This window comes from Halopelagius fulvigenes (assembly GCF_055398025.1).
Genome location: NZ_AP043844.1, coordinates 16,184 through 41,552 on the forward strand (window position 1 = coordinate 16,184; position 25,369 = coordinate 41,552).

Consider the following 25,369-nt stretch of genomic DNA (forward strand, 5'->3'; position numbering starts at 1 on the left):
ACTTCGCTCCGCCGCGGTTTTTTCTTCTTTCTCGCCGTCCGGAAGTGTTCTACTGTAGCACGGCGGTCAAGAAGGCAGTCCCGGCGTTCAGTAAAGGCGTTGTATTCGCCGATGGCTTTCAGTCACATTTATGATGATAAGCAGAACGTAAATTATAGGTGACAGATGAAGCGTCTCCGCGCCGACAGTGGCTTGTTGTTACTGCAGCGAGTATATCAGGGTCAATACAGATCTACAGGGTAGCGACCGGCGAAGGAGGAGCCTTAGGAGTAATCGCTTTTATTGGGTGGCTGATCGTGGTTCTCGTTACAGGCTGGCAGCTTCGCCAATCGCCTCACTAATACACTCGCACGCTCTACCGAGCAGGTGATTCAGTCCATCTCGTTACGGACGGAATCTCGCGAGTAGGATTCGGATCGTATGCATCGAGGGTACCAGTTCAACTACTACGCCGTCGGGTCGCCGGGCGTCAGGAACGCCACCGCTTGCTCCGCGTGGTCACGACGTCAGTCCGCGGACTGTAGTAGAGTATCGGGTCACCGTCGGGGTGGTCGAACCCGTTCGCCTCGAACAGCGTGTTCTCCTCGACGGTCCACTCCGCATCGTAGAGCGGCCACCGTTCGTGGGAGATGTCCGTGTACCTAATCTGTCCGCTCATGTCCTGCGTGTACAGTCGCCGTCGTTCCGTCAGGAACTCGGTCAGCGACCCCGGTTCGGCCTTGAAGGCGTCGCCCGTCGGCCCGTAGGTGGCGAAGAACGTGACCGGCCGGTCGCCGGGGTGGCACCGCCGGTTCTCGAATCTGACGCGGCCGTCTTCGCCCCCCATCCGGATACGGGAGTAGTAGTACGGCAGGTGGTGCGTCAGGCGCGCGCCGACGGTTGCGAGGAGGCTACTCGCGTCGAGGTTGAAGAAGTAGACCCCCTGCTCGCCGTCGCAGGTGACGTACGTCCGGAGGTTCAACTCCGGCACCGGGATGCCCACCGACGCCGGGAGTCCCCGCGGGCGGACGTCGACGTTTCGGAAGGGGACGATGGAGAGCCACCCGGACCCGTCGAACTCCTGCACGGAGAGGGCGTCGGGGATGTGCGCGTCGATCACGTCCGCATCCACGCGCCAGTTCGCGAACAGGACGTGCTCCCACCCGAACGCTATCGGAATCATACCGACACGACGTGACGGCAGATTGTCAATGTATCCGCCGCGTACTCGTCACGTTGCGTACTCGTCACACCACCTACTCGTCGCGGACGACGAGAGTCCCGGCGGCGACGTCTCCCAGTCGGCGGCGGCCGTCCGTCACCGCCATCGCGACGAACGCGAGGAGGTAGCCCGCGGGGAGCCAATCGACGAACCGAAACAGCGTCCGAATCGTCGCCGCGGCGTACGTGCAGTCGCCGCCGTCCGCCGAGACGACGGCGATGCCGAACGCGCGCTTGCCGACGGTGCGTCCGAACGCGCCTTCGAGGACGATATGATACGGGAGGCCGACGACGGCGGTGAGCGCCGCCGTCGCCGCGAGGCGACGCCCCCGAGAACGAACGAGGCGTCCCGTGACGGCGAAGAGAGCGCAGACGAGGACGACGGCGTCCGCGAGGAATGCGAGTATCCGCCGGACGACGAGGCCGTCGTTTGTCCGCGACATCGTAGCCGTCGGTTCGCGACGCTGGCACTTCGGCTCTTTCGCCGCCGACCGGACGGTCCGCCCGTCCGAAACGAGTCGTCGTGTGCAGTCCGCTCTCCGCCCGCCGTCTCCGATCGACGGCGGGGCGAGCGTTTTCACCGTAGACGCCGTAGCGATAGTATGCGACGGCGGAGATTCCTCGCGGGCAGCGTCGGAGTCGCGGGACTCTCCGGGTGCGCGGGGTCGCCCCCGGACGGATTCGACGGAGGGCCGACCGAGACGTATCGGAATCCGGTGTTCGAGCGGGTGTTCCCGGACCCGTCGGTGGTGCGCGCCGCGGACGGCACGTTCTACGCCTACGGAACGGAGGAGGACGGCGAGCGATTTCGGCGCGTTCCGATAGTCGAGTCGGAGGATCTGGTGAACTGGACGCGCGCCGGGGAGGCGTTCGAGTCGAAACCCGACTGGAGGGACGGCGCGTACCTGTGGGCGCCGGACGTGGTCCGGATGAACGGGACGTACTACCTCTACTACTCGTACGCCGACTGGGGAGACGAGAACCCCGGTATCGGCGTCGCGACCGGCGACGACCCCGCCGGACCGTTCACCGACCGGGGGAAACTCTTTCGCGGCGACGAGATCGGCGTGGAGAACTCCATCGACCCGATGGTCTTCCTCCGCGACGGCGCGCCGTACCTCTTCTGGGGGAGTCGCCGGGGAATCTACGCGATAGCGTTGCGTTCGGACGGGTTGGACACGAGGGGAGAGAAGACGCGCATCGCCGGCGACCACTACGAGGGAGCCTACGTCGTCGAACGGGGCGGTCGGTACTACTTCTTCGGGTCAGTCGGCACCTGCTGCGAGGGGATGTCGAGTACGTACCACGTCCGCGCCGGCCGTTCGGACTCGTTGCTCGGCCCCTACGAGGGCGCGGACGGAAACGACCTCCGGGAGGCGAAAGGCCCCGTCGTCGTCGAAGGCGGGAACGGGTTCGTCGGACCCGGTCACAACGCCGTCGTCACCGACGACGCCGGCGACGACTGGTTGCTCTACCACGCCTACGAGGAGGGAGAAGGGTACGTAGAGGAGACGCCGCGACGCATCCTCATGGTAGACTGCATCGACTGGAGTGACGGGTGGCCGACGGTGGAGGGGAAGACGCCGAGTCGGGCGGCGCGCGTTCCGAGAATCGACTGACTACGGTCGGAGACTCACTCCGTCTCGTGCGGCGTCGGCGCGGCGAACTGCCCGCCCTCGAACGCTATCGGTTCGGGTTCTCTCAGCACGCGCAGGTCGTCCCTGTCGCGGGCTTCCTCGACGAGCGCTTTCGAGGCGTACAGCCGGTCCAGACGCATCGTGTCGGTCGCCCTGAGGACGCGCGCGTCGTCCGGGCCGACGACGCCCAGCGTCGAAAGCGCGGCCACGAGGCCGGCGCGGTCGGTTTCGACCACCGGCGGGAGTCGGACGCCCCGGGTCGTACTGGCCGTGATGGCGTTTATCAGCGTCGTCGAACTGTCGAGGTCGGCGGCGATGTCGCGGTGGACGAAGTCGGCGGAGCCCATCCCCATGGCGTTCCCGTGCGTCGTCTCCGTGAGACTCCGGGCGTAGATTCGCTTTATCTCCGGCTCCTCCGGCCCCGGTTCGTTGATGGCGAACGGCCGGCGGCCGATGACGTTCGTGTCCATCCCCTGTCCGCTGACGTCCTTCCCCTGTCGGTCCACGACGAGTACGTCCAGTTTCTCGTACGGAACCTTCGGCATGATGTCGTACGCCGTCTCCAACAGTTCGGCCTCCCGGTCGAGGAACCCCGCGGGCGGGACGCCCTCGATGTGGTCCGTGTCGTCGTGTTGGTCCTCGACGATGGCGACGCCGCCGACGACCGGGAGTTCCTCCAGTAACTGCCCCGTAATCTCGGGGATCATGTTCCGGAAACTCCAATCGACGGCCCACTCGTGGGCGATTTTGGCACCTCGTTGCTTCCCCATGCCGATGACGAGCATCTTCGAGAGGCCGCTTTCCACCGTTCCGTCGAAGTCCGTGTGCGGCTTGACCCGGTTGACCGGGAGAATCGCGTCGGCGGCGGCCGCGTTCGCGTCGGCCACGACGGGCACGTCGCGTTCCGGCGTCGTCCCTATCTGGACGACGTCCATGCTCGACCGGATTTCGCAGCCGATAGTCTGCTCGTCGACGCCCAGTTCCGCCAGCATCTCCTCCTGTCCTTCCGCCGTCGCACCGCCGTGACTCCCCATCGCCGGGAAGACGAACGGGTCGTACCCCCTCGATTGGAGTTCCTCGACCACGCCGCCGACGATAGTCGAGAGGTTCGCGATGCCGCGACTGCCCGCCCCGACGGCCACTTCGCCGCCGTCGGGAATCCGGTCGAGCGGAAGGTCAGAGACGGCGTCGGCCGCCCGCCGCGCGATTTCGTCGGGCGGAATCGGGTCCGTCTCCCACACCTGCTGTACGAGTCCCATCTCCGGTAACTCTACCTCGCCGCAGGCTTCGAGGACGGTTTCCTCGGCGACGACGAGGTCGGATAGCGTCTCCATACCCGAACCGAGTAGGTCATTCGGCATAAACATGAATGACCGTGTGAGAACAGAGAGCGACGGAGAGGCTCGAAGCGGTCCGTGAATCCCTCGTCGCCATACGTCTCTCGCCGCCAGGTCCGACATACCCCACGAGAGACGGAAGCGGCGTCGGGCCGCCAGTCGAACGGTCAACCCGATTACACGCCGCGGAACGTTTTTGTACGGATGGGGCGACAGATTCGCTGAATGTCCCTCCTGTTCGAGAAGGCGGTGGCCGCGTTCGACGCCGATTCCGCGTCACTCGCCGCGCGGAGCGACGCCGGGCCGTCCGACGCCGCCTTCGACGTTCCCACGACGACGGTCACGGAGTTCGCCGCCGCGCACGCGGAACTGGCGCACCCGGACCGCAACGAGTGGACGCGTCTCCCGCTTCACGAACCCGACTCGGCCGCCCTGACGGGCGAGTACGTCGTCTACTCGGAGGGGTTGACCGACGAGGGAATGTTCGTCTACTACGACGCCGACGCCGATAGCCGCAAGCGAATCTTCCGGGAGGCGTTCGAGGCGTCGTCGCTCTGCGCGCAGATTCGGTTCTGGCACTCGGACTTCGTGCCCGAGGAACGCGCCTCGGTCGGATCGTTCCTCGCGCCGAAACGCCGCGGATACGGCGCGATTCTCCTGTTGAATCCCGTCCCGTTCGACCGCGAGCGAGAGGCCATCGACAGCGTCGAGTCTCGGTCGTCGCTCGCGGACGCACTCACCGGTCGCCGCAGACTCACCTTCGGAAGCGACCGCGCGGCGACGAGTTCCACCCACGACGTCGAACTCAACCAAGAACAACAGGAAGCCGTCGAACACGCGCTTCTCGCGGACGATGTCTGTTGCATCCACGGCCCGCCGGGGACGGGCAAGACGAGAACGCTCGTCGAAATCGTCCGCCGCGCGGCCCAGAGCGGTCGATCCGTCCTCGTCTGCGCGGACTCGAATCAGGCTGTCGACAACCTCGTCGTCGGCGCGTCGACCGAATCCGAGGCCGACGAACGGTCGCTTCACGCGTACGCGCAACACGGCGCGGCGGAGTTCGTCCTCGCCAGACGGAACTACCGCCGGTCCTCGCGGTCACTCGTCCGCGACGCCTACGGGACGACGCGGCCCGAGGACGCCGACGTGATCGCCTCCACCAACGGGAGTGCGGCGGCGCTTCCCCCGCGGTTCGACCTCGTGGTGATGGACGAGGCGACGCAGGCGACGTATACCTCCGCGTGCGTTCCGCTCTCGAAGGGCGAGACGCTGGTCCTCGCGGGCGACCACAGGCAACTGCCGCCGTACAGCGCGTCCGACTCCCCGCCCGAGTCCGCAGGCGGACTCTCTATTTTCGAGCACGTGTACGCCGAGGGCGGCGTCTACGAAGGCGTCGGCGTCCAACTCCGGACGCAGTACCGGATGCACCGCGACGTCGTTCACTTCCCGAACCGCCGGTTCTACGGACGGACGCTCAGGAACGGCCGCGACGTCTCCGCCGTCGAGGGACTCGACGCCCTCCGGGGGTTCCACGTCGTCGGCGAGGAACGACGCGCGGGTAACTCGTACGTCAACGAGACGGAGGCGCGACTCGTGACCTACCTCGCGAGCGAAGTCGTCTCGGACGCGTCGAACGGCGTCGGTCCCGGCGATATCGGCGTCATCACGCCCTACAGCGCGCAGGTGGACGTGATTCGGGATTCGCTGCGCGAACGCGTCTCGGGCGGCGGGCGCATCACCGTCGATACGGTGGACTCCTTCCAAGGGAGCGAACGGGACGCGGTGTTTCTCTCCCTCGTCAGGAGCAACGAGGCGGGCCGCGTCGGGTTCATGGGCCGCCGACCCGACGGGCCGCGCCGACTCAACGTCGCGTTGGCGCGGGCGGGGAAACACTGCAGCGTCGTCGCGAACTGGAACGTCTTCCGCGGGCGAGACGCCGACCACGAGTGCACCGACCTGTACGACGACTTCCATTCGTTCCTCGACGACACCGGTCGGCTGAAACGCGTCGAACCGGAGTTCATCCCCGTCTGAGAGGAAGGGAGAGACCCTCTGAGAGGGAGCGTGGAGGTGCCGTCCGAGAGAGTCTGAGCGGTAGTTGGTGATACGGTTTCTTTATTTGGGGGCGGACACGAAGACGAATCAATCGAACTGCGAAGTCGATGTGCCTACTCTGCAGTAGAGTAAACCTCAGCCCGGAGATAATATATCCCACAGATGGCATAGAGCACGCCCCCGAATGAGAATATCCACTCATCTGCCATGGCAAAGGAAACCGCTTGGATAAGACCGAGGGCAACCAATGCCAGTCCGATGAGCGCGTTGAGTCGTCTTCTCTCCATACTGGTTGATATAATTACAGTTTTGTAAATACATCACTGTCCTGAGCGATGTGTGCTTGGCCTGTATGTAGCGATTGTTTCGGAATTGATTCTAAATAAAGAAATCGCAGTACCACCTACTGTAACGGAGTTCGCGGGTCCGCGTCCGCGATTACTGTCCGGGTTGTCGCTCCTCGTACGGTTGGATGACGACGAACCCGTCCTCCTCGGCGAAGTGGAGTTGGTACGTCTCGCCGGAGGACCGACCGAGGACGCTCTTGATGTTGATGTCGCGCTTCGAGGAGGGCGAGACGTTGCTACTCCACGCGACGGTGGCGTTGGGGTCGGTGCTGACGGGCGTCGGGACGACGAGCGGTTTTCCGTGGGTGGTGATGGCGACGTGCCCCGGTCCGCGGAGGAAGACGTTGAACAGTCCGCCGGTGGACGCGCCGGCGATGCTGCTGAGCATCTTGATGTCCCAGTCGACGCTCTCCTCGAAGGCGAGCACGTCGTTGCCGTTGACGCTTATCTCGTCGTCCGCGTCGAGTTCCAGGATCTGGACTTCCTTCCCTTGGTCGGCGAGGTAGAGGTGACCCGTGCCCGTCGCCTGCATCATCACCGCCCCCTCTCCGGTGGCTTTCTTCTTCAGCATCCCCGTCAGTCCGCCGGAGGACTTCCGCTCGAAGGAGATGTCGCCGGTGTAGCCGGTCATCGACCCTGCCTTCGCCAGGACACTCCCGTCTAAGTCGATATCCAGCATCTTCGAGTTCTCCAGCTCGAAGGTCTGTCCGGTCTCTGTCGGTGCGTGCGAGTTGACGAATTCGTCTATGTTCATCGTGGGGGCTCCGAGTCGCGCGGGGCGACTACGTCTAGAAGAATGTCACTCTGACAAGATAAATATGCGCTCTCGGGTTCGACGACTGTGAGCGAAGTCGGGAGTCGGAGAGGAGAGAGGAAAGAGAGACAGGAGAAGGTGGGAAGGTGAGATGAGAGAGAGAGGAGATGGAGGGAGGAAAGAGAGAGGAGAAGGAGGGAAGAAAGAGAGAGGAGAAGGAGGGAAGAAAGAGAGTTGAGAGACAGAGAAGAGGGGAGGAGGAGGGGAGGGGGAGACACCCCTCGTTCAGAGTGAAAACGCCCGGTGAGGTGGGGGTACGTCGGGAACGGAGCGGTGTGCCGAAGCGCCGTTCGACTACCGACTCGTCCCGAGCGTCGATTGAGAGCCGTTTCGGTTCCCCTCCATCGAGGAGAGGTCTTCGACGGTCGGCAGGTCGTCGAGGCTGGCGTCGCGGCGAACCGCCTTGACGATGTGGCGGGGGTCGGTGACGAGTCGGTGGAGGAGGTAACTCCCCTGCGACCGACCGCCGCCGGTCTTGTTCGACTCGATGACCCCGAGGAACGCCTGCTCTTTCAACTGCTTGTACAGGCCGTTCTCGGTGACGGGTTCGAAGCCCGCGACGTCGCACATCTGCTCGTAGCGTTCGTATATCTGCCGCGTCGAGTACGTCCCCTCGTCGCCGACGATGACGAGACTCGACAGGGCGTACAGCGCGAGTTTCGCGTGGATGGTACCGCCGCTCGTCAACTCTTCGACGCGGTTTATCTCGGCGATGTCCTGCGCCTGCCGGATGTGCTCTTTCGTGACCGTCGCGTCGTCGTTCCGCCGGGCGAGTTCGCCCGCCTCCTTCAGAATGTCGATGGCCTTCCGGGCGTCGCCGTGCTTCTTCGCCGCGAGGGCCGCACACAGTTGGATGGTACCGCTGGCGAGGACGCCCCGTTGGAAGGCGTCTTCGCGGTTGCGCATGATTTCGCGGAGTTGGTCAGCGTCGTAGGGGTGGAAGAACAGTTCCCGGTGACCGAAGCTGGAGTCGATTCGCTCGTCGAGGGACTCCCTGTACTGTATCTTGTTGCTGATGCCGACGACGCCGATGTAACTCTCCGTCTTGTTTGCCTCCCGCGCGCGGGACAGCTGCATCAGGATGTTCGAGTTGGTGAGTTTGTCTATCTCGTCGAGGATGACGACGAGGGCGTCGTAGTGGTCGTCGAGGATACGCCAGACGTGTCGGTAGTACTCCATCGTGCCGACGCCGCGCGTGGGTATCTCTCGGTCGTACTCCGTCGCTCGCTTCAGTTCCATGGCGAGTTGCCGGGTCGCTCTCGTCTCCGTGTCGGCCTCCGAGCAGTCTACGTAGACGACGCCGCAGGCGATGCCGTTCGCTTCGGCGGCGTTCTGCGCGCGACTGGCGACGTGACGGGAGACGAGGCTCTTTCCCGTCCCGGTCTTCCCGTATATCATCACGTTGTTCGGCGGGTCCCCGCGGACGATGGCCCCGATCTCGTCGGCGACGCTCTGTATCTCCTCGTCGCGGCCGACAATGCGGTTCTCCTCGGGGACGTGGCCGACGTGGAGGAGTTCCTTTCTCGCGAAGATGGGGTCCTGGTCGGCGAACAACGGGTCCCCCACCTCCTCTCCCTCCTCGTCTGACATACACCACCAACCACACTAGATAATAATAAACCTATGGGACCTCACTCAGAGTGATAGCGCTGTTCGAGAAGCCGTATCGAACGAGGTAATCGGACGGCGACGGTTTCTAACACGTCCTCTGCGGTCAGAGTGAACCTCCGTCGCCGTCTCGGTTCGTTCCCTCCTTTCTCTCCTCCTCTCTTTTTCTCTTCTAGCTTCTTCTCCCTCACTCTTTCCCCACCCCTCCCCCACCCCTCGTTCAGAGTGAAACGCCGACACGAGAGACTAGGGTCTCTCTCGACAACACCCCTTGTTCAGAGTGATAACTTCCCAGTATAACGTCTATAACGGAGGATATTTGGGAACTCGGGTTTTTGACGGGACGACTATCCCCCGTCAGCGTCGGTTCGTTTCGCCGCTCCGAACGCTCTCGGAAACCGTGGGTCACCCCCTCTCATCGTTTTCACTCTGAACGAGGGGTGGGGGTGTCCGCCGACTTTCACGACACACGATACCACATCACTCTCTTCCTCTCACGGGATCCTCTCTCCCGACTGTACCGGGCCGATACAGTCCGAACGAGGTCCCTGCAGAGCCGAACCGATACAGTCTGAACGAGGGGTGGGTGCGTTCCGAGAGATTCCCGTTCATCTCCCTTCTCGCCGGCCAAACTGCCGTCTTGAACTGGACACCACCATCTCTCCGGTCTCCCTCTCTTCCCTTTACACTCTGAACGAGGGGTCCCCCCCGAGTCGAGGGTGCCCGTTCGAATCCGTGAGTCTCCGCCGTTTTAACTCTGAACGAGGGGTGTCCGCCCGCGACCGACCGGTCGACTATACTGTCTCGTGAACGACCGGCCGCGCGAACTGTCGTCGCCTCGTGACGCTCCGTAGGATGATGTGACGCCGAACTCGACGTCACCGCGACGCCCGGGCGACACGGACCGCCGGTCGTCGAGAGGGCGTTGCCACCGGTGATGGGGAGCATGCTGGAGTTCAAGCCCGCGGGCGACGATGTGCTGTTCCGCCTCTACGTCACCGGGGACACCCTCGTGTACGACGAACTCGCGGAGATACCCGACCGCTTCCCCGACATCGATTTGGCGCTCCTGCACCTCGGCGGGACCAGAGTCCTCGGCGTTCTGCTGACGATGGACGCAGCACAGGGCGTCGAGGCCGTCGAGTTGTTCGACGCGGAGATGTCGATTCCGATCCACTACGACGACTACGAGGCGTTCCAATCGCCCCTCTCGGACTTCGTGGAGGCGGTCGACGAGGCGGGCCTCGAAGACAGGGTCGCGTACTTGGACCGCGGCGAAACGTACCAGTTCACGGTTCCGACCGACCGCCACCGGTGAAGGCTTTACTCGCCTCACCCATCGCCGATGGTTCCCCGCCCGACGACCGCGAACAGCCGTGGTCCTCATTTTGCTCTCGTGCGTAGGACAGCACGATGCCGCAGGACTCAGCGAAGGACGTCGATTCGACGGACGCGGAGCACCGCGAAGTCGGTGAGGGGTTGCTGGACGAGGACATGGGTCCGAGTTCGGCGGCGGCGCACCTCTACCGCGGCGAGATTCACCGCATGCGGTTCTGGCGCGAACGACTCGACCAGACGACGTACTGGGCGATAGTCGTGATAAGCGCGATACTGACGTGGGCGTTCTCCTCGCAGAGTCATCCCCACTACATCCTCCTTCTGGGCGTCGCGGCGTTGACCGTCTTCCTGTTCATCGAAGCCCGGCGGTACCGGGGCTACGACATCTGGCGCGGGCGCGTCCGAACGCTACAGAAGAACGTCTTCGCCTACGGACTCGACCCCTCGCAGGGACTCGAAGACCCGAAGTGGCGAAAGAGGCTGAGCAAGGACTACCGCCGCCCCGCTGTCAAAATCTCCACCGAAGAGGCGGTGGCGCACCGACTCCGTCGGGTCTACCTGCCGCTTTTGACGCTCACCGTCGGCGCGTGGGTCATCCGCGTGACGGCGTTCCAGAACCAGTCGTGGCCCGGAAGCGCCGCCATCGGACGAATTCCGGGCGTCTGGGTGAGCGTCGCCGTCGCCGCGTTCTACCTCGTCGCCCTCTGTGTCGGCCTCAGGCCGCGGACGTGGAAGTCGGAGGACGAACTCCACAACCAGAACGTCGGCAAGTTCCGGAGCGAGGAGTGACCGGCTACCGACTGGCCGTCTGCGCGTGGACCGGCCTTCGATGCACCGAACCCCGCTCTCGGTACTGTGAGGGCTTAGCCGAACTGCCATCCGAGTCCGTGCTACGAGCGAGGATTCCTCTCGTCGGCGACTTCTTCCCAAGTACCGCGTTCTGTGAGTTCTCTCCACGTTTACCCAACGATTTTATGTGGTAGTAACGGTAGTGCTATACTATCAGTGGCTACAATACTTTACTCAAATATTCACAACATAATGATTACAAACAAACAATCTATCTCTACGGACTTAAATATTCCGAGATGTCGATATCGGAGCATACATTGAGAGTTCGTCTGTCATTCACCAGTCACCGAATGTCCGACGGAGACGGCGCATTCAGTACGCGTCCGCCTTCGCCAGAACCTCGGCCCCGTCGATGTTCCAGTCGTCGAGATACTTCTCCTCGGCGGCGACGAGCTCCGCGAACAGTTCTCGCGCCTCCTCGGTCTGGAGAGTGCGAACCTGTGGGTCGAGGAGGAACCCGCGGAACGCGTGGTCGAGGTCGCCCGTTCGGGCGGCCTCGACGACCGTCTCTATCGTGTCGACGTGCGTCCGAATTAACGACCGGACCGGTCGGGGGAACCCGCCGGCGGACAGGGGTCGAATCTCGTTCGCTCCGACGAGCGCGTTGGTCTCGACGACCGCCCCGCGTTCGATGCCCTCGACCTGCCCGCGGTTGGGGACGTTGACGTTCGTGACGAACTCCGCTCCGCCCGAGAGGGCTTCGAGAACGTCGAGGAGCACCTCGCCCGAGGCTTCGAGCTCGAACCCCGTTTCGCCGGAGAGCCACGCTTCGACGTCCGTGGTCTGTTCGGACTCGGAGGGGGTCCAGTGTTTCGCGCGGAAGCCGCTCCCGGTGCGCTTGACGCCCCAGCGGTTGAGACCCTCCTTGCCGCCTTGGAGGAACCACGTGGCGTACTCGACGATGTGTCGGTCGCCCGCGAACGGGAGGAGGTCGAACTCGCGGTAGAGCTCCCATGAGACCTGCCACGGGTCGACGAAGGGGCTTTCGCCTTCGAGTTCGGCGGGGGAGAACGTCCGGTTCCCCTCCTCGCCGCGCGCCAACTCGTCGATGAGAGGCCAGAGGTCCACGCCTCGGCAGTACGCCTCGTCTATCCACGTGAAGTGGTTGATACCTTTGACGTTGACCGAGATGTCGCTTCGGTCGGCGTCCATCCCGAGATGCTCGGTGGCGAGTTTCGCGAGGCGGTCACGGCCGTGGAGCACCTCGTGACACATGCCGAACGCGTTGATGCCGGGGAACTCGTCGTACAGCGCTCGCGTGACGAAGTGGACGGGGTTGGTGAAGTTAAACACCCACGCGTCGGGGCAGTTCTCGCGGACGGCGGCCGCGAACTCCCGGTAGAGCGGTATCGTCCGCATCGCGCGGAAGATGCCGCCGGGACCGATAGTGGCGGCGACCGCGCCGTAGATGCCGTGTTCCTTCGGGATGTCAAGGTCGTGGACGAACGTCTCGGTGGGGTTGTACTGGGTCGACAGCAACACGACGTCGGCGCCGTCGAGTGCCCCGGCGAGGTCGTCGGTGGCCGTGTACTCCCACTCGGCGGTCGCCGCGTCGCGATCCTGCACCCAGTTTCCGAACTCGGCGTTTCGTGCCGCGCTCTCGATATCGACGTCGTACAGTCGGACGGTCCCGTCGAACTCTGAGAGAGCGAGATCCTGAACCAGGTCGGGAACCCACTGGCGACTTCCGCCGCCGACGTAGGCGACGGTGACGTCATCGTCGTTGAGGCGCTTCCCGGTCGTTGGTAACGAGTTCGAGGACGCTGTGCTCGGCTCTCTCGCAACGTGCTCCATAGCCAGCGACTGGTCCCAGCGTTACAAATGCGTATCGGAATCGTGTAACGGGGTGACGAACCTCACTCCCCGGCTGGTCGGTATCGGAAGCTCCGAAAACGGGCCGGCGTCTCGGCGGGCGACCCGTTCCCGGTGGCGTAGAGACCGATGAAAACACCGGTGAACCCGCCGGCGACTTCCGTCGAGAGATACTTGCTCCGCGCCGATCCCATCGAACGGCGTCGCCCGTCCGCGACCGCCGCGAACCGGTACTCGTGTCGGTCCGCTTCGACGGCGAGCGTAACCGGTCCAGCACCGAGGGTTGTCGTCGCTATCGTCTCCGTCGCGTCGCCGATACGGAGGCGGGTCAGCGCGATTCGGTCGCCGGTTCGCTCGGTCACGGCGAGATCGAAGTGGTGTTCCTCGTCGATACCGACGGTGAAACCCGCTTCCTCGTCGCCGGACGGATCGAAGTCCAGACGGGTCTCGGCCTGACAGTCGAACTGCTGTTGTCGGCGTCCGACGAACGTCGGACGCTTCTCGTCGAGCGTTTCGGGGCCGCCGCGGAGGACGAGTGTCCCGTCCTGAACCGCGTACCGGTCGCGGTGCGGGTTCCGGCGGTAGTTCCACTCGACGCCGAGCCCGTCGTCCGCGAACGCGTCTCGCGTCGCGGTCCACGACCGGCCGCCCGTCGCTTCCAACGCGGTGTCTGACCGCCGTACCAACCGTCCTAAGGGGTCGTCGCCGTTCACCACCGGCCATCCGTCCTCCCACCGAACGGGTGCTAGGAACGTCTCGCGACCGAGGTGGTGGTAGCCCGGATGGTCGCCGTGTTGCCGCACGCCGAGACAGATCGCCCACCACGTGCCGTCGTGGGCGCGGACGAAGTCGGCGTGACCGGTCGCTTGTATCGGATGGTGAATCTCGGCTCGGTGGCTCAGAACCGGGTTCTCGGGATTCTCCCGGAACGGGCCGGTTGGAGCGTCGGCCCGGGCGACCACCACCATGTGGCCGGTGTGAGTGCCGCCCTCTGCGAGGACGAGGTAGTAGGAACCGTCCACGGCGTAGAGGTGAGGTGCCTCGGTGAAGTCGCCCTCCGTCCCGGTCCAGAGCGTCCGACGCTCGTCCGTTTCGCCCGTCTCCACGTCCACCGTCGTCTGTTCGACGACGCTGTCGTGAGCGTACGTGAGGTAGGCGTCGTCACCGTCCCAAAACAGGTCCGGGTCGAAACCGGGGGCGTCTATCCACGTCGGGTCGGACCACTCGCCGCGCGGGTCGTCCGCCGTCACGACGAAGTGGCCGTCGCCGCCGACGTTCGTCGTCACGAGGTAGAACGTCCCGTCGCGGTGGCGAAGCGTCGGCGCGAAGATGCCCTCGGACGCGGACGCGTCCCGCACGGAAAGCTGTTCGTCGCGGGTCAGAGCGTATCCGATCGGCTCCCAGTCGACGAGGTTCCGACTGTGAAATAGGGGGACCCCGGGGAAGTACTCGAACGAACTCGTCGCGAGGTAGTAGTCGCGGCCGACGCGACAGACCGTCGGGTCCGGATAGCACCCCGGGAGAACTGGGTTCAAAAACTCCATGGGGGTGTGTCACATCCGGCGCACATCAGTTTTCCTCCGACGACGCGGGCGTCAGTTTTCGAGCGTGCGGGACCGGCGAACCGTCCGCGTCTCACGCTCCGTTCTCTGGAATAGAACGATTGTTGAGGCAAGATAGGCTCGGCTACTCGCGAACGCGGAACGCCCGGGCGGACCACCGAAAAGACGCTCACCTCGGCCAAACGCTGACGAGACGGACCTCTGCTTCGGCGACAAACCCAGCAAGCGGCTTTGAGAGGGGCGTGAACGGCGCTTACAGTGCCTAACGGCGCTTCGGGAGGTGGTTGCGTGCTGATGACCGGCGACGAACGCCGACCGGATCTGAAGGTCCTCGAGTCCGCGGGACGCGTCCGCAGGCCAACGGAGTTCTATCGATTTACGGACGCAGAGACCGTAGAGCCCGTTTTCTATCTCCGAAGGGGGGGGGGGAGGGCGTACGACATCTCTCGTCGCTGGATACCCGTTACATATCTAAAACTGTAACCCTCACCGGGCGCTCCCCGGACGAGAGTTCTAATATAGAGAACGTCGGTCTGAGCGGGGGAGAACTCGAACGCGGCAATAGCCAAAAATGGTACCGAGCAAGCTCCGTGAGAGGGCAGTGCTACTGGTCGCCAGACCCCCACCCGTACGCCTGCCATCCGCCGTCGGCGTGGAGAACCTCCCCGGTGACGAAGTTGTTCCGCCCGACGAGAAAGAGCGCACACTCGGCCATCTCCTCTACGCTACCGAACCGGTTCATCGGCGTCCGGTCGCGGATGTCGTCGTCGGTGTATCCGGCCGACCCCTGGGTCTGTTCGGTAATCTCCGTCCAGATGAACCCGGGTGCGAGGGCGTTGACGTGGATATCGTGTTCGGCCCACTCCACTGCGAGCGTCTGCGTGAGGTTGTTCACGCCGGCTTTCGCTGCGCAGTACGGCGACCGCTTCTGGAGGCCCCGACTACCCATCAGCGAGGAGATATTGAGAATCGCACCGCCTTTCTCCTGTTCCATCATCCGTCTGCCCGCGGCCTGACAGCCGATGAACGTGCCGACCAAGTCGACGTCGACGACTTTGCGCCACTCCTCGATGTCGAACTCGTGAGCCTCGCCGAGTATCGTGAGGCCAGCGTTGTTCACCATCACGTCCACGCTTCCGAAACGTTCGACGGTGGTCTCCACCAGCGCTTCCATCGCGCCCTCGTCCGTGACGTCCGCCTCGACACCGATGGCGGTGCCGCCGTCGTCCGCTATCGCTTCGGCCACCTCGTCGGCCCGGTCCTGCGACCGGGAGTTGACGACGACGTTCGCCCCTTCCGCGGCGAACCGTTCGGCGATTCCTTTACCGATTCCCTGGCTGGACCCCGTGATTATCGCAGTCTCTCCGTCGAGCTGTTCTGACATACTCGTTCGACACCACCGGTGAAAAACACTTCACTGTTCCGGATGTTCGACCCGACTCAGAGACCGTACAGTTCCTTCGGCCTGTCGTAGGCGACGTGTTCGACCAGTCGCCGGGCGTTGTCGGCGGGTATCTGCCCGCATTCGACCATCTCGCCCGCTACGTTGGCGAGCGTTCGCCGGAACATCTCGAACCGCGACCCGTAGGAGACGACTTTCCGCGAGTCGCTGACCATGCCGGCGTAGTTCGCGAGGAGGTCGACGGACGCGACGCGTTCTAACTGGTTCGCGAGTCCGAACGGACTGTCGTTGAACCACCACGCGGGTCCGATGCTCACGTTCGGGTACGCGCGGGCGATCACCGTCGCACTCGGATAGTGCGTCGGGTCCAACGTGTAGAGGACGATGTCCATCTCGCCGTCGAAGGCGTCGAGGAAGTAGTCGAGTCCCTCGACGATGTCCACGTCCCGCGTCGAGACGTCGCCGCCGGCGTTCGGGCCGACTTCGTCGTAGAGGGAGTCCCGATAGTCGCGGACCGCACCGATGTGGAGCTGCGTCACCCATCCCGCCTCCGCGTTCAACCGGCCGACGTATTCGAGGAGGAACGCCTTGAAGTCGCGCACCTCCGCATCGTCGAGGGCGTCCCCCCTGCGCGCTCTCTCGTAGACGCCGCCTGCGCGTTCACGACTCACCGGTCTCGAAACGGGGTCGGTCCCGACTCCTATATCACAGGCGACGCAACCGTGGTCGACGAAGTACTCGTGCGTCTCCGCGAGTGCGTCGAGGAAGCCGTCGAACGCCTCGACGTCGCTCTCCGTCACGGAAGCGAGTTCCAACACGAACGTAGACCACTCGGCGTTCTCCACCTTCAGCGCTCGGTCCGGACGCCAGGTGGGACGGATATCGACGCCCTCGACTTCCGTTTCGGCCCGTTCGTGGTACTCCAGACGCGACGTGGGGTCGTCGCTGCTACAGAGCGCTTCGACGTTCATCTCGCGGAGGATTTCCTGCGGCCGTTTCTGCGGCTCGGCGAGTTGGCTCTTCGTCTTGGACCATATCTCGTCGGCCGTCTCCGCGTTCAGCGATTTCTCGACGCCGAACCGCCGCTTCAAGTCGAGATGAATCCACTCGTAGGTAGGGTTACCCGCGAAGTCGGGGCAGACCTCCGCGAGGGCGTTCCACTTCTCCCGATTGTCGGCGTCGCCGGTAATCTTCTCCTCGGGGACGCCCCGCTTTCGCATGAGCTGCCAGACGTAGTGGTCCGTCGCGCCTTCGACCTCCCAGATGTCGGTCCACGGTTCGTTCTCGACGACTTCGGCCACGTCGATGTGGTTGTGCGGGTCGACGACCGGGAGGTCGGCGATCGCGTCATAGAGCGCCGCCGCCGCATCCGACTGTAACAGGTAGTCCTCGTCGATGAATCCCATGGTCGAACCTGCTCGGACGCCGACAATAAAACTTCGGACCGGTTCGCGGACCGACGGCCGGACGAAATCGGCTATCGGCCTTCGGTCCGCTCTAAGAGCCCCTTCATGTAGCCGACGGCGAACAGGCGACCCATGTCGGTGTACCCGGCCTGCGTGCCCTCCCTGTCCTGTTCGCCGAGCATCTTCGGGACGTGGTCGGGACGGATGGGTCCGTCGAACCCCGCGTCGCGGTACGCCTCCATCGCGGCGAGCATGTCGGTCTGTCCCTCCTCGTGCCACGTCTCGGTGAACGACTCCGCCTCCCCCTCCACGTCGCGGAAGTGGACGAAGTGGATCCGGTCGCCGAAGCGGTGAATCGCCTCGGGCACGTCGGCCCCCATCGCCGAGAAGTTGCCTTGACAGAACGTCAGTCCGTGGTTTGGGCTGTCGTGGAGGTCCAAGATTCGTCGGACGTTCTCGACAGAGTTGACGAGTCGAGGCACGCCGCGAACGGACGATACCGGGGGGTCGTCGGGATGGAGTGCGAGCTTGACGCCCGCCTCCTCCGCGACGGGGACGACCTCGTCGAGGAAGTATTCGAGATTCTCCCACAGCTCCGACTCGCCAATATCGACGGGGTGGTCGGGGGCGCGTTCGGACTGTTCGTGCTCGTACGCCGTCGTCCGCGACTCGCCGCGAAGCGGAACGGCGTCCGAGGTTCGAATTACGCCGACGGGGTTCTCCGTCCACACCCACGAGTAGACGTCGATGTCGGCCCGTCCCATGTTCCGGAGTAACCGTTTGACCGTCGCTATCTCCTCGTCGCGTCCCTCGCGGCCGAGTACCGTGTCGGTCATCGGCGGGCGGTCCTCGACGACGTCCAAGGAGAGGCCGTGATCGGCGAAGCGGTTGCGCGTCTTCAGCAACGAGTCGTACGTCCACCACTCCTCCTCGCCCCAGAAGCGAACGACGGCCGTCGAAAGCCCGAGCTGTTTGGCAATCGTCCACCGACGGTCCGGGTGCGGCGGGAGCATCCACGTAACGTCCATGCCTCGAAGTTCTGCGAGCATCGGTATATAGGTTGTCCGACTCGTGCTGCCCAGCTCCGTCCCACCGTCACCGACGACTGCCGGGGATGCGACGAGAAGTGACCACTCGACGTCGAACCCCTCCAACGCTTCCGTGGCGATCTCGTCGGCGAACTGGCGCGCGACGCCGACGGCGTTGTCGTCGGTGTACTCCGTGCGCTCCACCGCTCCGATTTCGGCGAGGGCGGCTATCGCGCTCTCGTACTCCGACTCGGTTAGCGGCGAGTAGAGTACGAGTTCGGCGTTCGCTCCTCCGGCGTAGGCGGCGGTCGAACGAATCGTGACGTACTCGTGACGACATTTATATCAACGCGAATTACATCTAAAGTTCAGAAATTTTCATTAAACAATCAGTCGAATAGACATCCGGTGCTTCAGCGCACCGAGACGAAGCTATGTCCAGACGTAACTTACTAGACGACGGACCGTCGGCAGGCGAATCGACGGGCGAGAGAGGAGAGACACGGGACGTAGAGCCAGCCGAGACGGCGGGCGGACTCGACAGACGGGGGTACCTGCAGATACTGGGCGCGGCCGGCCTGCTCGGGTTCGGCGCGAGCAGTTCGTCCGTCGCGTCCGCAACGGCGGATTCGGACGCACGCACCGTCGAGGTGACCGACGAGGACGAGACGGATTGGGAGGCGGCCGCGGACGAGCGAATCCGCGAACACCGAACCGCCGACCTCACCGTCGAAGTCGTGGACGACGACGGAAATCCGGTCGCCGCCGACGTGAACGTGGAGATGAACGAACACGCGTACGGGTTCGGAACGGCGGTCAACGCGGGTACCCTCATAGAGGAGACGGAACCCGGCGACGACTACCGCGAACACATCCCGGAGCTGTTCAACAAGGCGGTTCTGGAAAACCACCACAAGTGGCGCTTCTGGGAGGAGAGCACCGAGCTCTCCGACGAGGCGACGCAGTGGATTCTCGATCACGCCCTCGACCTCCGAGGTCACGTCGCCCTCTGGGGGAACGTCGAAGCGTGGGCGGTTCCGCCGGATGTCGTGAAGGCGATGGGCGTCGAGTGGGAGGACAACGGCGTCACCGACCCAGAACTCGACCCCGAGTACGTCTACGAGCGAACGACCGAACACGTCCGAGAGATAATCGAACACTACGGCGACGACATCGAGGAATGGGAGATATATAACGAGGCGATTCACCAGACCAGAATCGTCGAGGCAATAGAGGGCGGCGAGATCCCCGACGGTGCGGAGTACAACGCCTGGACCGCCCCCATCGTCAGCGAGTGGTACGACATCGCCGCGGACGTCGCGCCCGACGGCGTCACGTTGGCCACGAACGACTACAACGTCTTCGCGGGCCCCTACGAGAGCGAACGGAAACGCTATCGAGAGCAGATCGAAGCCCTGCAGGACGACGGCGTCGACCTCGGCAGTGTCGGACTACAGAGCCACTTCGGGGAGGACGAGACGCTCACCTCGGTCGAAATGCTCGAAGGACTCAACGAGTACGCCCAGTACGGCGCGGAACTCAAAGTGACCGAGTTCGACACCGCGGACGATAGCTGGGACGACGAAGCGAAAGCCGACTACCTCTATCGGTTCCTGAAGACGCTGTACAGTCACCCGGCCACGTCCGACTTCCTGATGTGGGGCTTCTGGGACGGTCGCCACTGGCAGGGCGAAGCGCCCCTGTTTTACGAGGATTGGTCGAAGAAACCGGCGTACGACGCGTACACCGAACTCGTGTTCGATCAGTGGTGGACCGACACGTCCGGGACGACGGACGACGGAACGTTCTCCGCGAGGGCTTACCTCGGGTACTACGACCTGACGCTGTCGGTAGACGAGGGCGAACTCGAAATCGACGCGGCCGTCACCGATCCGTCGCCCGAGACGGTTCACGTACAGACCGTCGAGATAGACGTTCTCGGCGGCGGAAACGGGCGCTCGAACGGCAACGTGCCCGTTCGCGTCTCCGACGGCGACGCGTTCGAGGCCGACGATCTCGACACCGACACGGTTCGCTTCGGCGCTCCCGACGCCGTCAACGACGGCGGGGGTAGTCCCGTGCAGAACGAACGGAACCGCGGTGGCGGAAACGGCGACGGCCGTGACCATCGCGTCCTCGTCTTCGACGCCGAGGAGAGCGCTCTCGACGGCGGCGCTGCGATGCTCCGCGGCGAAACCGACGACGGAACCGTCGTCGTCGGGTACGACGGGTAGGCCGGACCCGACGACCGCTCGGACCGATGCCGAGCGTCGCGTCCACCCGCCTCCCGTACGCAGCGTCGTCGCGATGCGTCGACGGAGAACGCCGGCGTTCGGCGCGACGCTCCGTCGGTCCGACTCCGATCTACGATCGGGTGAGACGATGGAACTAATAGCGCGGGAAGAGATGTACGGCCGAACGATGAACTGGTCACGCGAGGAGTTCTGGGAGAGGATGGAGGGATTCCGCGTCCTCTGGTTCTGTCTGGCGGTCGCCGACGTACTGTTCGGACTGGTCGCAGTCGTGACGCTCTTCGCGATGTCGTTCGATACGTCGGATCCGAGCGTCGTCATCGCCGTCCTCGACGTCGCCATCGTCGCCGTGACGTTAGTTCCCCTCACGTACGTCCTCTACCGACTCCGACAACGGCAACGGGAGAAAGAGGCGCGTCGGGCGAAGGCGGAGTAGTCGAAAGAGAACCGGTAGCCGGTCTCAGTCGTCCGCTTCGCCACCCGTTATCGAACTTCGACCGTCCGTCGATTCGAGGTCTTCGATGGGTTCGCTGTCCCAGTACGGATGGTCGTCGTCGTACACCCGGAAGCAGGCCGCCGGATGGGTGGCGTCGGCGCCCCGTTGGTGGGTCGACTCCTCCAGCGTCGGTTCTTCCTTCGCGCACGCCTCGCGCGCCTCGGGGCACCGCGTGTGGAAGCGGCAACCGCTCGGAGGGTCCACCGGGTCCGGGATGTCTATCTCCCGAATCGGCGGCTCGGAGACGTCGTCCGTCTTGGCTTCGAGGTCCGGCGTCGCCCACTGAAGCACCTTCGAGTAGGGGTGTTTCGGGTTCCTGAGAACCTCCTCGGTCGGGCCGATTTCGACCATCTGCCCGAGATACATGATGCCGATTCGACCGCCCGTCTTCTTCGTGAGGTAGCGAGCGTTCGAGAGGTTGTGCGAGATGAACAGGAACGACGTGTTGAACTGGTCCTGCAGTTCGAGCATCAGGTCCATCATGTCAACGCGCAGGCTCACGTCGAGTGCGCTGACCGCCTCGTCCGCGAGGATAAGGTCGGGGTTCATCAACAGCGCACGGATGAGCGCGACGCGCTGTTTCTCGCCGCCGGAGAGCTGGTGCGGGTAGCGACCCGAGTAGTCCTCGGCCGGCTTCATGCCGACGCGTTCGAGCATGCCGTGGATGCGCGCCTCCCGGTCGTCCGTCGACATCTCGGGATGCCACGTCTTCAGCGGTCGTTCGAGCGTGTTGAGCACCCGGCGGTTCGGGTTGAGCGAACTCCCGGGGTCCTGGTGGATTATCTGCAGTGCGCGGCGGATGTCGCCGAACGGGATCTCCGCGTCGGAGCCGTTCTCGCGCGCCTCCCAGATGTCCTGTCCGCGGTATTTGACGCTGCCGCTAGTCGGTCGCTGGAGGCCGATTGCGGTCTTCCCGAGCGTCGTCTTCCCGCACCCGGACTCGCCGACGAGGGCGACGACGTCGTTCTCGCCGATTTCGAGGTCGACCCCGTTGACCGCCTGCACCGTCTGCTCGTCGGAGAAGAAACCGCTCTTGTTGGTGAAGTGAACCTCCACGTCCTCCATCGAGATGACGGGTTGGTCGCTACTCATCGTACCGCACCCCCTCGATGTGCAGCGGAATCTCCTCGGGAACGTCCTCCCAGAAGTGACAGGCCGCCCTGTTCGTCACTCCGGAGCCGTCGTCGGCGTCGGTTTCGTACATCTCCGGGTCGACGTCGACGCATATCTCCTCGGAAAGCGGGCATCGGGGGTGGTACGAACAGCCCGGCGGGACGTTCACCGGGTCGGGGCTCTCGCCCTCGATGGGTTCCATCTCGTCGACGGGCGTGTTCAGGTTCGGCGTCGAATTTATCAGCGCGCGGGTGTACGGGTGGTGGCCGTCGTGGATGATGGTCTCCGCCGACCCGATTTCGCAGAACTCGAAGGCGTACATCACCGCGATACGGTCGGCCAGACCGGACGCGAGTTCCAAGTCGTGCGTGATGAAGACCATCGTCAGGTTGTACTGCTCGCGCAGTTCCGACAGCAACGCGATGATGGAGCGCTGCATGAGTAAATCGAGCGCCGCCGTCGGTTCGTCCATCACGAGCACCTCGGGTTCGAGGATGAGCGACAGGGCGATGAGCGCGCGCTGTTTCATCCCGCCCGAGAGCTCGTGCGGGTAGGCGTTGAGGATGCGTTCGGGGCTAAGGTAGACGTCCGAGATGAGCTGTCGAGCCCGGTCCATCCCCTCCTGCTTCGGTTCGCCGTGAGCCTTGAGCGTCTCCTCGAAGTGGTCGCCGATGGTCATCGTCGGGTTCCACGAGTCCATCGCGCCCTGGAACACCATCGCCACGTCCTCCCACCGCATCTGACGGAGGCCCTCTTCTGTCTGTTCGAGGACGTCGACCGTCCCCCCGCGTTCGGGGTAGTACTCTATCTCGCCGAACGTCAGCCCCGGTTCGGGGACGGCGTCGAGGAGGGCGGAGGCGAACATCGACTTGCCCGATCCGCTCTCCCCGACGACGCCGAGAATCTCGCCCCGTTTGATATCGACGTCGACGCTGTTGAGGACGCGGGACTCGCCGCGTTCGAGGTCGAACGAGACCGAGAGGTCTCGAATCGACATTATGTTCTCCGATTCGGCGCTGATGTGTTGTTCTTGCAAACTCATGGTTAGAACATCCCTTTCGTTGTGTCGTCGGCGTCTGCGTCGGTGTCAGCGCTGACAGCACCGCTGGTGTCTGCGTGCCGTGCGCGGACGCGCGGATTGAACAGTCGGTCGGTACCCTGTGCGAACAGTATTAGGCCGAACACGAGGAGGATGACGGTGACCATCGGCGCGATGAGCCAGTACGCCGTCTCCCACGTGTAGAGTGCGCCCGCCGTCGAGTAGGCGCGACTCATCATCACGCCCCAGTTCGGTTTCGACGTCGGGAGGAGGCCGAGGAAGTACAGCCCGACGGAGGCGAAGATGACGTTCCGCGCCGCCTGCACGAAGTTCACGACCACGTACGGCATGAGGTTCGGCAGGATGTCTTCGCGGATGATCGTCCCCGTCGGAACGCCTATCGTCCGCGACGCCTCGATGTAGGACTCTTCGCGGATAGTCAGTACCTGGGAGCGAATGGACCGCGCCAGCCCCGCCCACGCGTTGATGGACAGAACGATACCGATGACGAGCGGATTCCGCGGTTGGAGCAGCACCGAGAGGACGATGACAAGCGGCAGCCCCGGAATCGTCATCGCGATGTCGGTGAGCGTCATCAGGACGCGGTCGGTGAATCCGCGTTTGTAGCCCGAGACCGTACCGATGGCCGTCGCGACGACCGTCGAGAACACGGCACCGGAGGCGATCATCTGAAGCATCCACGGCGTCGCGTGGACTATCTGCGCGAAGATGTCGCGACCGAGGTTGTCGGTCCCGAACGGGAACTCCGTCGACTGGAACGCGCCGACGTACCGAGCTCCCTCCCCGATGGTGGGGGGCTCAACGAGGAAGACGCCGAGCGTACCCATCACCACGTACAGCAGGATGATGAGCGAACCGACGCGGACCCGCCAGTCCGACCACGCGATGCGGCAGGACGCCACCACCACCGCATCGAACCAGCGACGGTAGCGGTCAGTCCGCGTTCGTTCGACTTCCGAGCTGACTTGGAACAGGGAGTCTCCGTCTTCGGCCTGACCGTCTTGATTGGTAGATGTCTCAGTATGACTCATGGTCACCACCTCCTGCGCGCGGATCGATGAATCCGTACGTCGCGTCGGCGATGAACACGCCGATAGCGACCGTTATCGTGATGATGAGGAATCCGCCCATCATCAACGGGTAATCTCGGGCCCCTATCGACTGATAGAGGTAGTAGCCGACGCCGGGGTAGCGGAAAATCTGTTCGAGGATGACCGATCCACCGAAGACGAATCCGATGGATATCATCAAACCGGTGTACATCGGGAGGATCGCGTTCCGGCCGACGTACCAAAGCGAGATGCGCCGCGAGGGGAGACCGCGGAGTTGGGCGACGCGCAGGTAGTCCTCCCCGAGGATGCGGATACTGTTCCCGCGCATACTGAGCGCCCAGCCACCGAATCCGGTGATGACGAGCGACATGATCGGAAGGGCCGCGTGGTGGAGTGCGCCCGCGAGGAACGGGTAGTTGAACCCGACGGTCGTCCCGGAGGTCATCCGTCCGCCCGTGGGGAACCATCCCAACTGGTAGCCGAGGACGTAGACTAAGAGGATACCCGCGACGTAGTACGGAACCGAGTTCAGGAAGATTCCGTTGAGCGTCGTTCCTACGTCGATGAGCTCTCCCTCGTTGTACGCCATTACCGCTCCCAGCGAGACGCCGAGGACGAACGTGAGGAAAATCGACGTCACCATCAGTAGTAACGTCCACGGAAGCGCGTTCGCGAGGATATCGGCGACCGGTTCGCTGTAGATGATCGAGCGACCGAGGTCACCGCTCGCGATGGAGATGACGTAGTCGATATACTGTTGCCACACCGGTTTGTCGGGGTTGACGTTCGTGTACACTTCGACGAGCCGGTTGATCTGTTGCATGTTTACGTCGCCGGACGAGGACTGGATGAGCTGTCCGCGTAAGTAGTCCATCGGTCCCCCCGGCATCAATCGAATCATCCCGAACGTCAGTGAAATCACCACGTACACCGTTAGAATGGCTTGTGCCACTCTTTTAGTGATACGGCCTACCATGTAACGTATGTCCTTACCAAGC

20 protein-coding genes and 1 pseudogene are annotated in these 25,369 nt (G+C 63.8%); 6 read left to right on the plus strand and 15 right to left on the minus strand.

Going from position 1 to position 25,369, the window contains the following annotated elements:
• Nucleotides 1-469: 469 nt before the first annotated feature.
• Together ACZ522_RS01615 and ACZ522_RS01620 are read right to left on the minus strand one after the other, a co-directional pair.
• Nucleotides 470-1,162: a YqjF family protein gene (locus ACZ522_RS01615; RefSeq protein WP_379694928.1), complete on the minus strand. Its 693-nt coding sequence runs from the start codon at nt 1,160-1,162 to the stop codon at nt 470-472.
• A gap of 73 nt (nt 1,163-1,235) precedes the next feature.
• Nucleotides 1,236-1,643: an RDD family protein gene (locus ACZ522_RS01620; RefSeq protein ID WP_379694926.1), complete on the minus strand. Its 408-nt coding sequence runs from the start codon at nt 1,641-1,643 to the stop codon at nt 1,236-1,238.
• A gap of 159 nt (nt 1,644-1,802) precedes the next feature.
• Between ACZ522_RS01620 and ACZ522_RS01625 the strand changes: the two genes are divergently transcribed.
• Nucleotides 1,803-2,819, plus strand: a complete 1,017-nt coding sequence (locus tag ACZ522_RS01625) for a family 43 glycosylhydrolase (protein ID WP_379694924.1) — start codon at nt 1,803-1,805, stop codon at nt 2,817-2,819.
• 14 nt (nt 2,820-2,833) lie between these two features.
• On the opposite strand, the gene ACZ522_RS01630 is transcribed toward ACZ522_RS01625, so the two are convergent.
• The gene (locus tag ACZ522_RS01630; RefSeq protein ID WP_379694922.1) at nt 2,834-4,171 is read right to left on the minus strand and encodes a nickel pincer cofactor-dependent isomerase, group 22; all 1,338 of its coding nucleotides are present in this window, start codon (nt 4,169-4,171) and stop codon (nt 2,834-2,836) included.
• 228 nt (nt 4,172-4,399) lie between these two features.
• Here ACZ522_RS01630 and ACZ522_RS01635 point away from each other — a divergent pair, with 228 nt between their 5' ends.
• Nucleotides 4,400-6,208 (plus strand): AAA domain-containing protein, encoded by a 1,809-nt coding sequence (locus ACZ522_RS01635; RefSeq protein WP_379694920.1) that lies wholly within the window; start codon nt 4,400-4,402, stop codon nt 6,206-6,208.
• A 134-nt stretch (nt 6,209-6,342) separates the two neighbouring features.
• Here ACZ522_RS01635 and ACZ522_RS01640 read toward each other — a convergent pair whose 3' ends face one another.
• The 3 genes from ACZ522_RS01640 to ACZ522_RS01650 all read right to left on the minus strand — a co-directional run bounded on the left by ACZ522_RS01640 (nt 6,343) and on the right by ACZ522_RS01650 (nt 8,980).
• Nucleotides 6,343-6,516, minus strand: coding sequence for a hypothetical protein (locus ACZ522_RS01640; protein ID WP_379694918.1), 174 nt, complete (start codon nt 6,514-6,516; stop codon nt 6,343-6,345).
• A gap of 151 nt (nt 6,517-6,667) precedes the next feature.
• Complete coding sequence (locus tag ACZ522_RS01645) at nt 6,668-7,330, minus strand: AIM24 family protein (RefSeq protein WP_379694916.1); 663 nt, start codon at nt 7,328-7,330, stop codon at nt 6,668-6,670.
• A 354-nt stretch (nt 7,331-7,684) separates the two neighbouring features.
• Nucleotides 7,685-8,980: a Cdc6/Cdc18 family protein gene (locus ACZ522_RS01650; protein WP_379694914.1), complete on the minus strand. Its 1,296-nt coding sequence runs from the start codon at nt 8,978-8,980 to the stop codon at nt 7,685-7,687.
• 880 nt (nt 8,981-9,860) lie between these two features.
• Between ACZ522_RS01650 and ACZ522_RS01655 the strand changes: the two are divergent.
• Nucleotides 9,861-10,316 (plus strand): annotated as a pseudogene (locus ACZ522_RS01655) (MBL fold metallo-hydrolase); the annotation flags it as partial.
• Nucleotides 10,317-10,411: 95 nt separating this feature from the next.
• Nucleotides 10,412-11,125 (plus strand): DUF2270 domain-containing protein, encoded by a 714-nt coding sequence (locus tag ACZ522_RS01660; protein WP_379694912.1) that lies wholly within the window; start codon nt 10,412-10,414, stop codon nt 11,123-11,125.
• 375 nt (nt 11,126-11,500) lie between these two features.
• Here the strand turns inward: ACZ522_RS01660 and ACZ522_RS01665 are convergent, their stop codons facing one another.
• The 5 genes from ACZ522_RS01665 to ACZ522_RS01685 all read right to left on the minus strand — a co-directional run bounded on the left by ACZ522_RS01665 (nt 11,501) and on the right by ACZ522_RS01685 (nt 18,398).
• Entirely contained in the window at nt 11,501-12,982 is a 1,482-nt protein-coding gene (locus ACZ522_RS01665) for a family 4 glycosyl hydrolase (protein WP_379694910.1), read from the minus strand.
• Between the two features lie 62 nt (nt 12,983-13,044).
• A complete protein-coding gene (locus ACZ522_RS01670; RefSeq protein ID WP_379694908.1) occupies nt 13,045-14,544 on the minus strand; it encodes a glycoside hydrolase family 43 protein in 1,500 nt (499 codons plus the stop codon).
• Between the two features lie 622 nt (nt 14,545-15,166).
• Nucleotides 15,167-15,946, minus strand: coding sequence for an SDR family NAD(P)-dependent oxidoreductase (locus tag ACZ522_RS01675; protein ID WP_379694906.1), 780 nt, complete (start codon nt 15,944-15,946; stop codon nt 15,167-15,169).
• A 56-nt stretch (nt 15,947-16,002) separates the two neighbouring features.
• A complete protein-coding gene (gene uxaC, locus ACZ522_RS01680) occupies nt 16,003-17,370 on the minus strand; it encodes a glucuronate isomerase (RefSeq protein WP_379694904.1) in 1,368 nt (455 codons plus the stop codon).
• 71 nt (nt 17,371-17,441) lie between these two features.
• Complete coding sequence (locus tag ACZ522_RS01685; RefSeq protein ID WP_379695237.1) at nt 17,442-18,398, minus strand: mannonate dehydratase; 957 nt, start codon at nt 18,396-18,398, stop codon at nt 17,442-17,444.
• A 434-nt stretch (nt 18,399-18,832) separates the two neighbouring features.
• Between ACZ522_RS01685 and ACZ522_RS01690 the strand changes: the two genes are divergently transcribed.
• Nucleotides 18,833-20,632 (plus strand): endo-1,4-beta-xylanase, encoded by a 1,800-nt coding sequence (locus tag ACZ522_RS01690; RefSeq protein WP_379694902.1) that lies wholly within the window; start codon nt 18,833-18,835, stop codon nt 20,630-20,632.
• Nucleotides 20,633-20,819: 187 nt separating this feature from the next.
• Nucleotides 20,820-21,086, plus strand: a complete 267-nt coding sequence (locus ACZ522_RS01695) for a hypothetical protein (RefSeq protein WP_379694900.1) — start codon at nt 20,820-20,822, stop codon at nt 21,084-21,086.
• Nucleotides 21,087-21,110: 24 nt separating this feature from the next.
• Here the strand turns inward: ACZ522_RS01695 and ACZ522_RS01700 are convergent, their stop codons facing one another.
• Genes ACZ522_RS01700 through ACZ522_RS01715 form a run of 4 tightly spaced genes read right to left on the minus strand, consistent with a single transcriptional unit; the run spans nt 21,111 to nt 25,347 of the window.
• On the minus strand, nt 21,111-22,238 hold the full coding sequence (locus tag ACZ522_RS01700) for an ABC transporter ATP-binding protein (RefSeq protein WP_379694898.1): 1,128 nt from the start codon (nt 22,236-22,238) through the stop codon (nt 21,111-21,113).
• Nucleotides 22,231-23,256 (minus strand): ABC transporter ATP-binding protein, encoded by a 1,026-nt coding sequence (locus tag ACZ522_RS01705; protein WP_379694896.1) that lies wholly within the window; start codon nt 23,254-23,256, stop codon nt 22,231-22,233. The genes ACZ522_RS01700 and ACZ522_RS01705 overlap by 8 nt, the downstream gene beginning before the upstream one ends.
• A 47-nt stretch (nt 23,257-23,303) precedes the next feature.
• Nucleotides 23,304-24,350, minus strand: a complete 1,047-nt coding sequence (locus tag ACZ522_RS01710) for an ABC transporter permease (RefSeq protein WP_379694894.1) — start codon at nt 24,348-24,350, stop codon at nt 23,304-23,306.
• Complete coding sequence (locus ACZ522_RS01715; RefSeq protein ID WP_379694892.1) at nt 24,337-25,347, minus strand: ABC transporter permease; 1,011 nt, start codon at nt 25,345-25,347, stop codon at nt 24,337-24,339. The genes ACZ522_RS01710 and ACZ522_RS01715 overlap by 14 nt, the downstream gene beginning before the upstream one ends.
• Nucleotides 25,348-25,369: the final 22 nt, after the last annotated feature.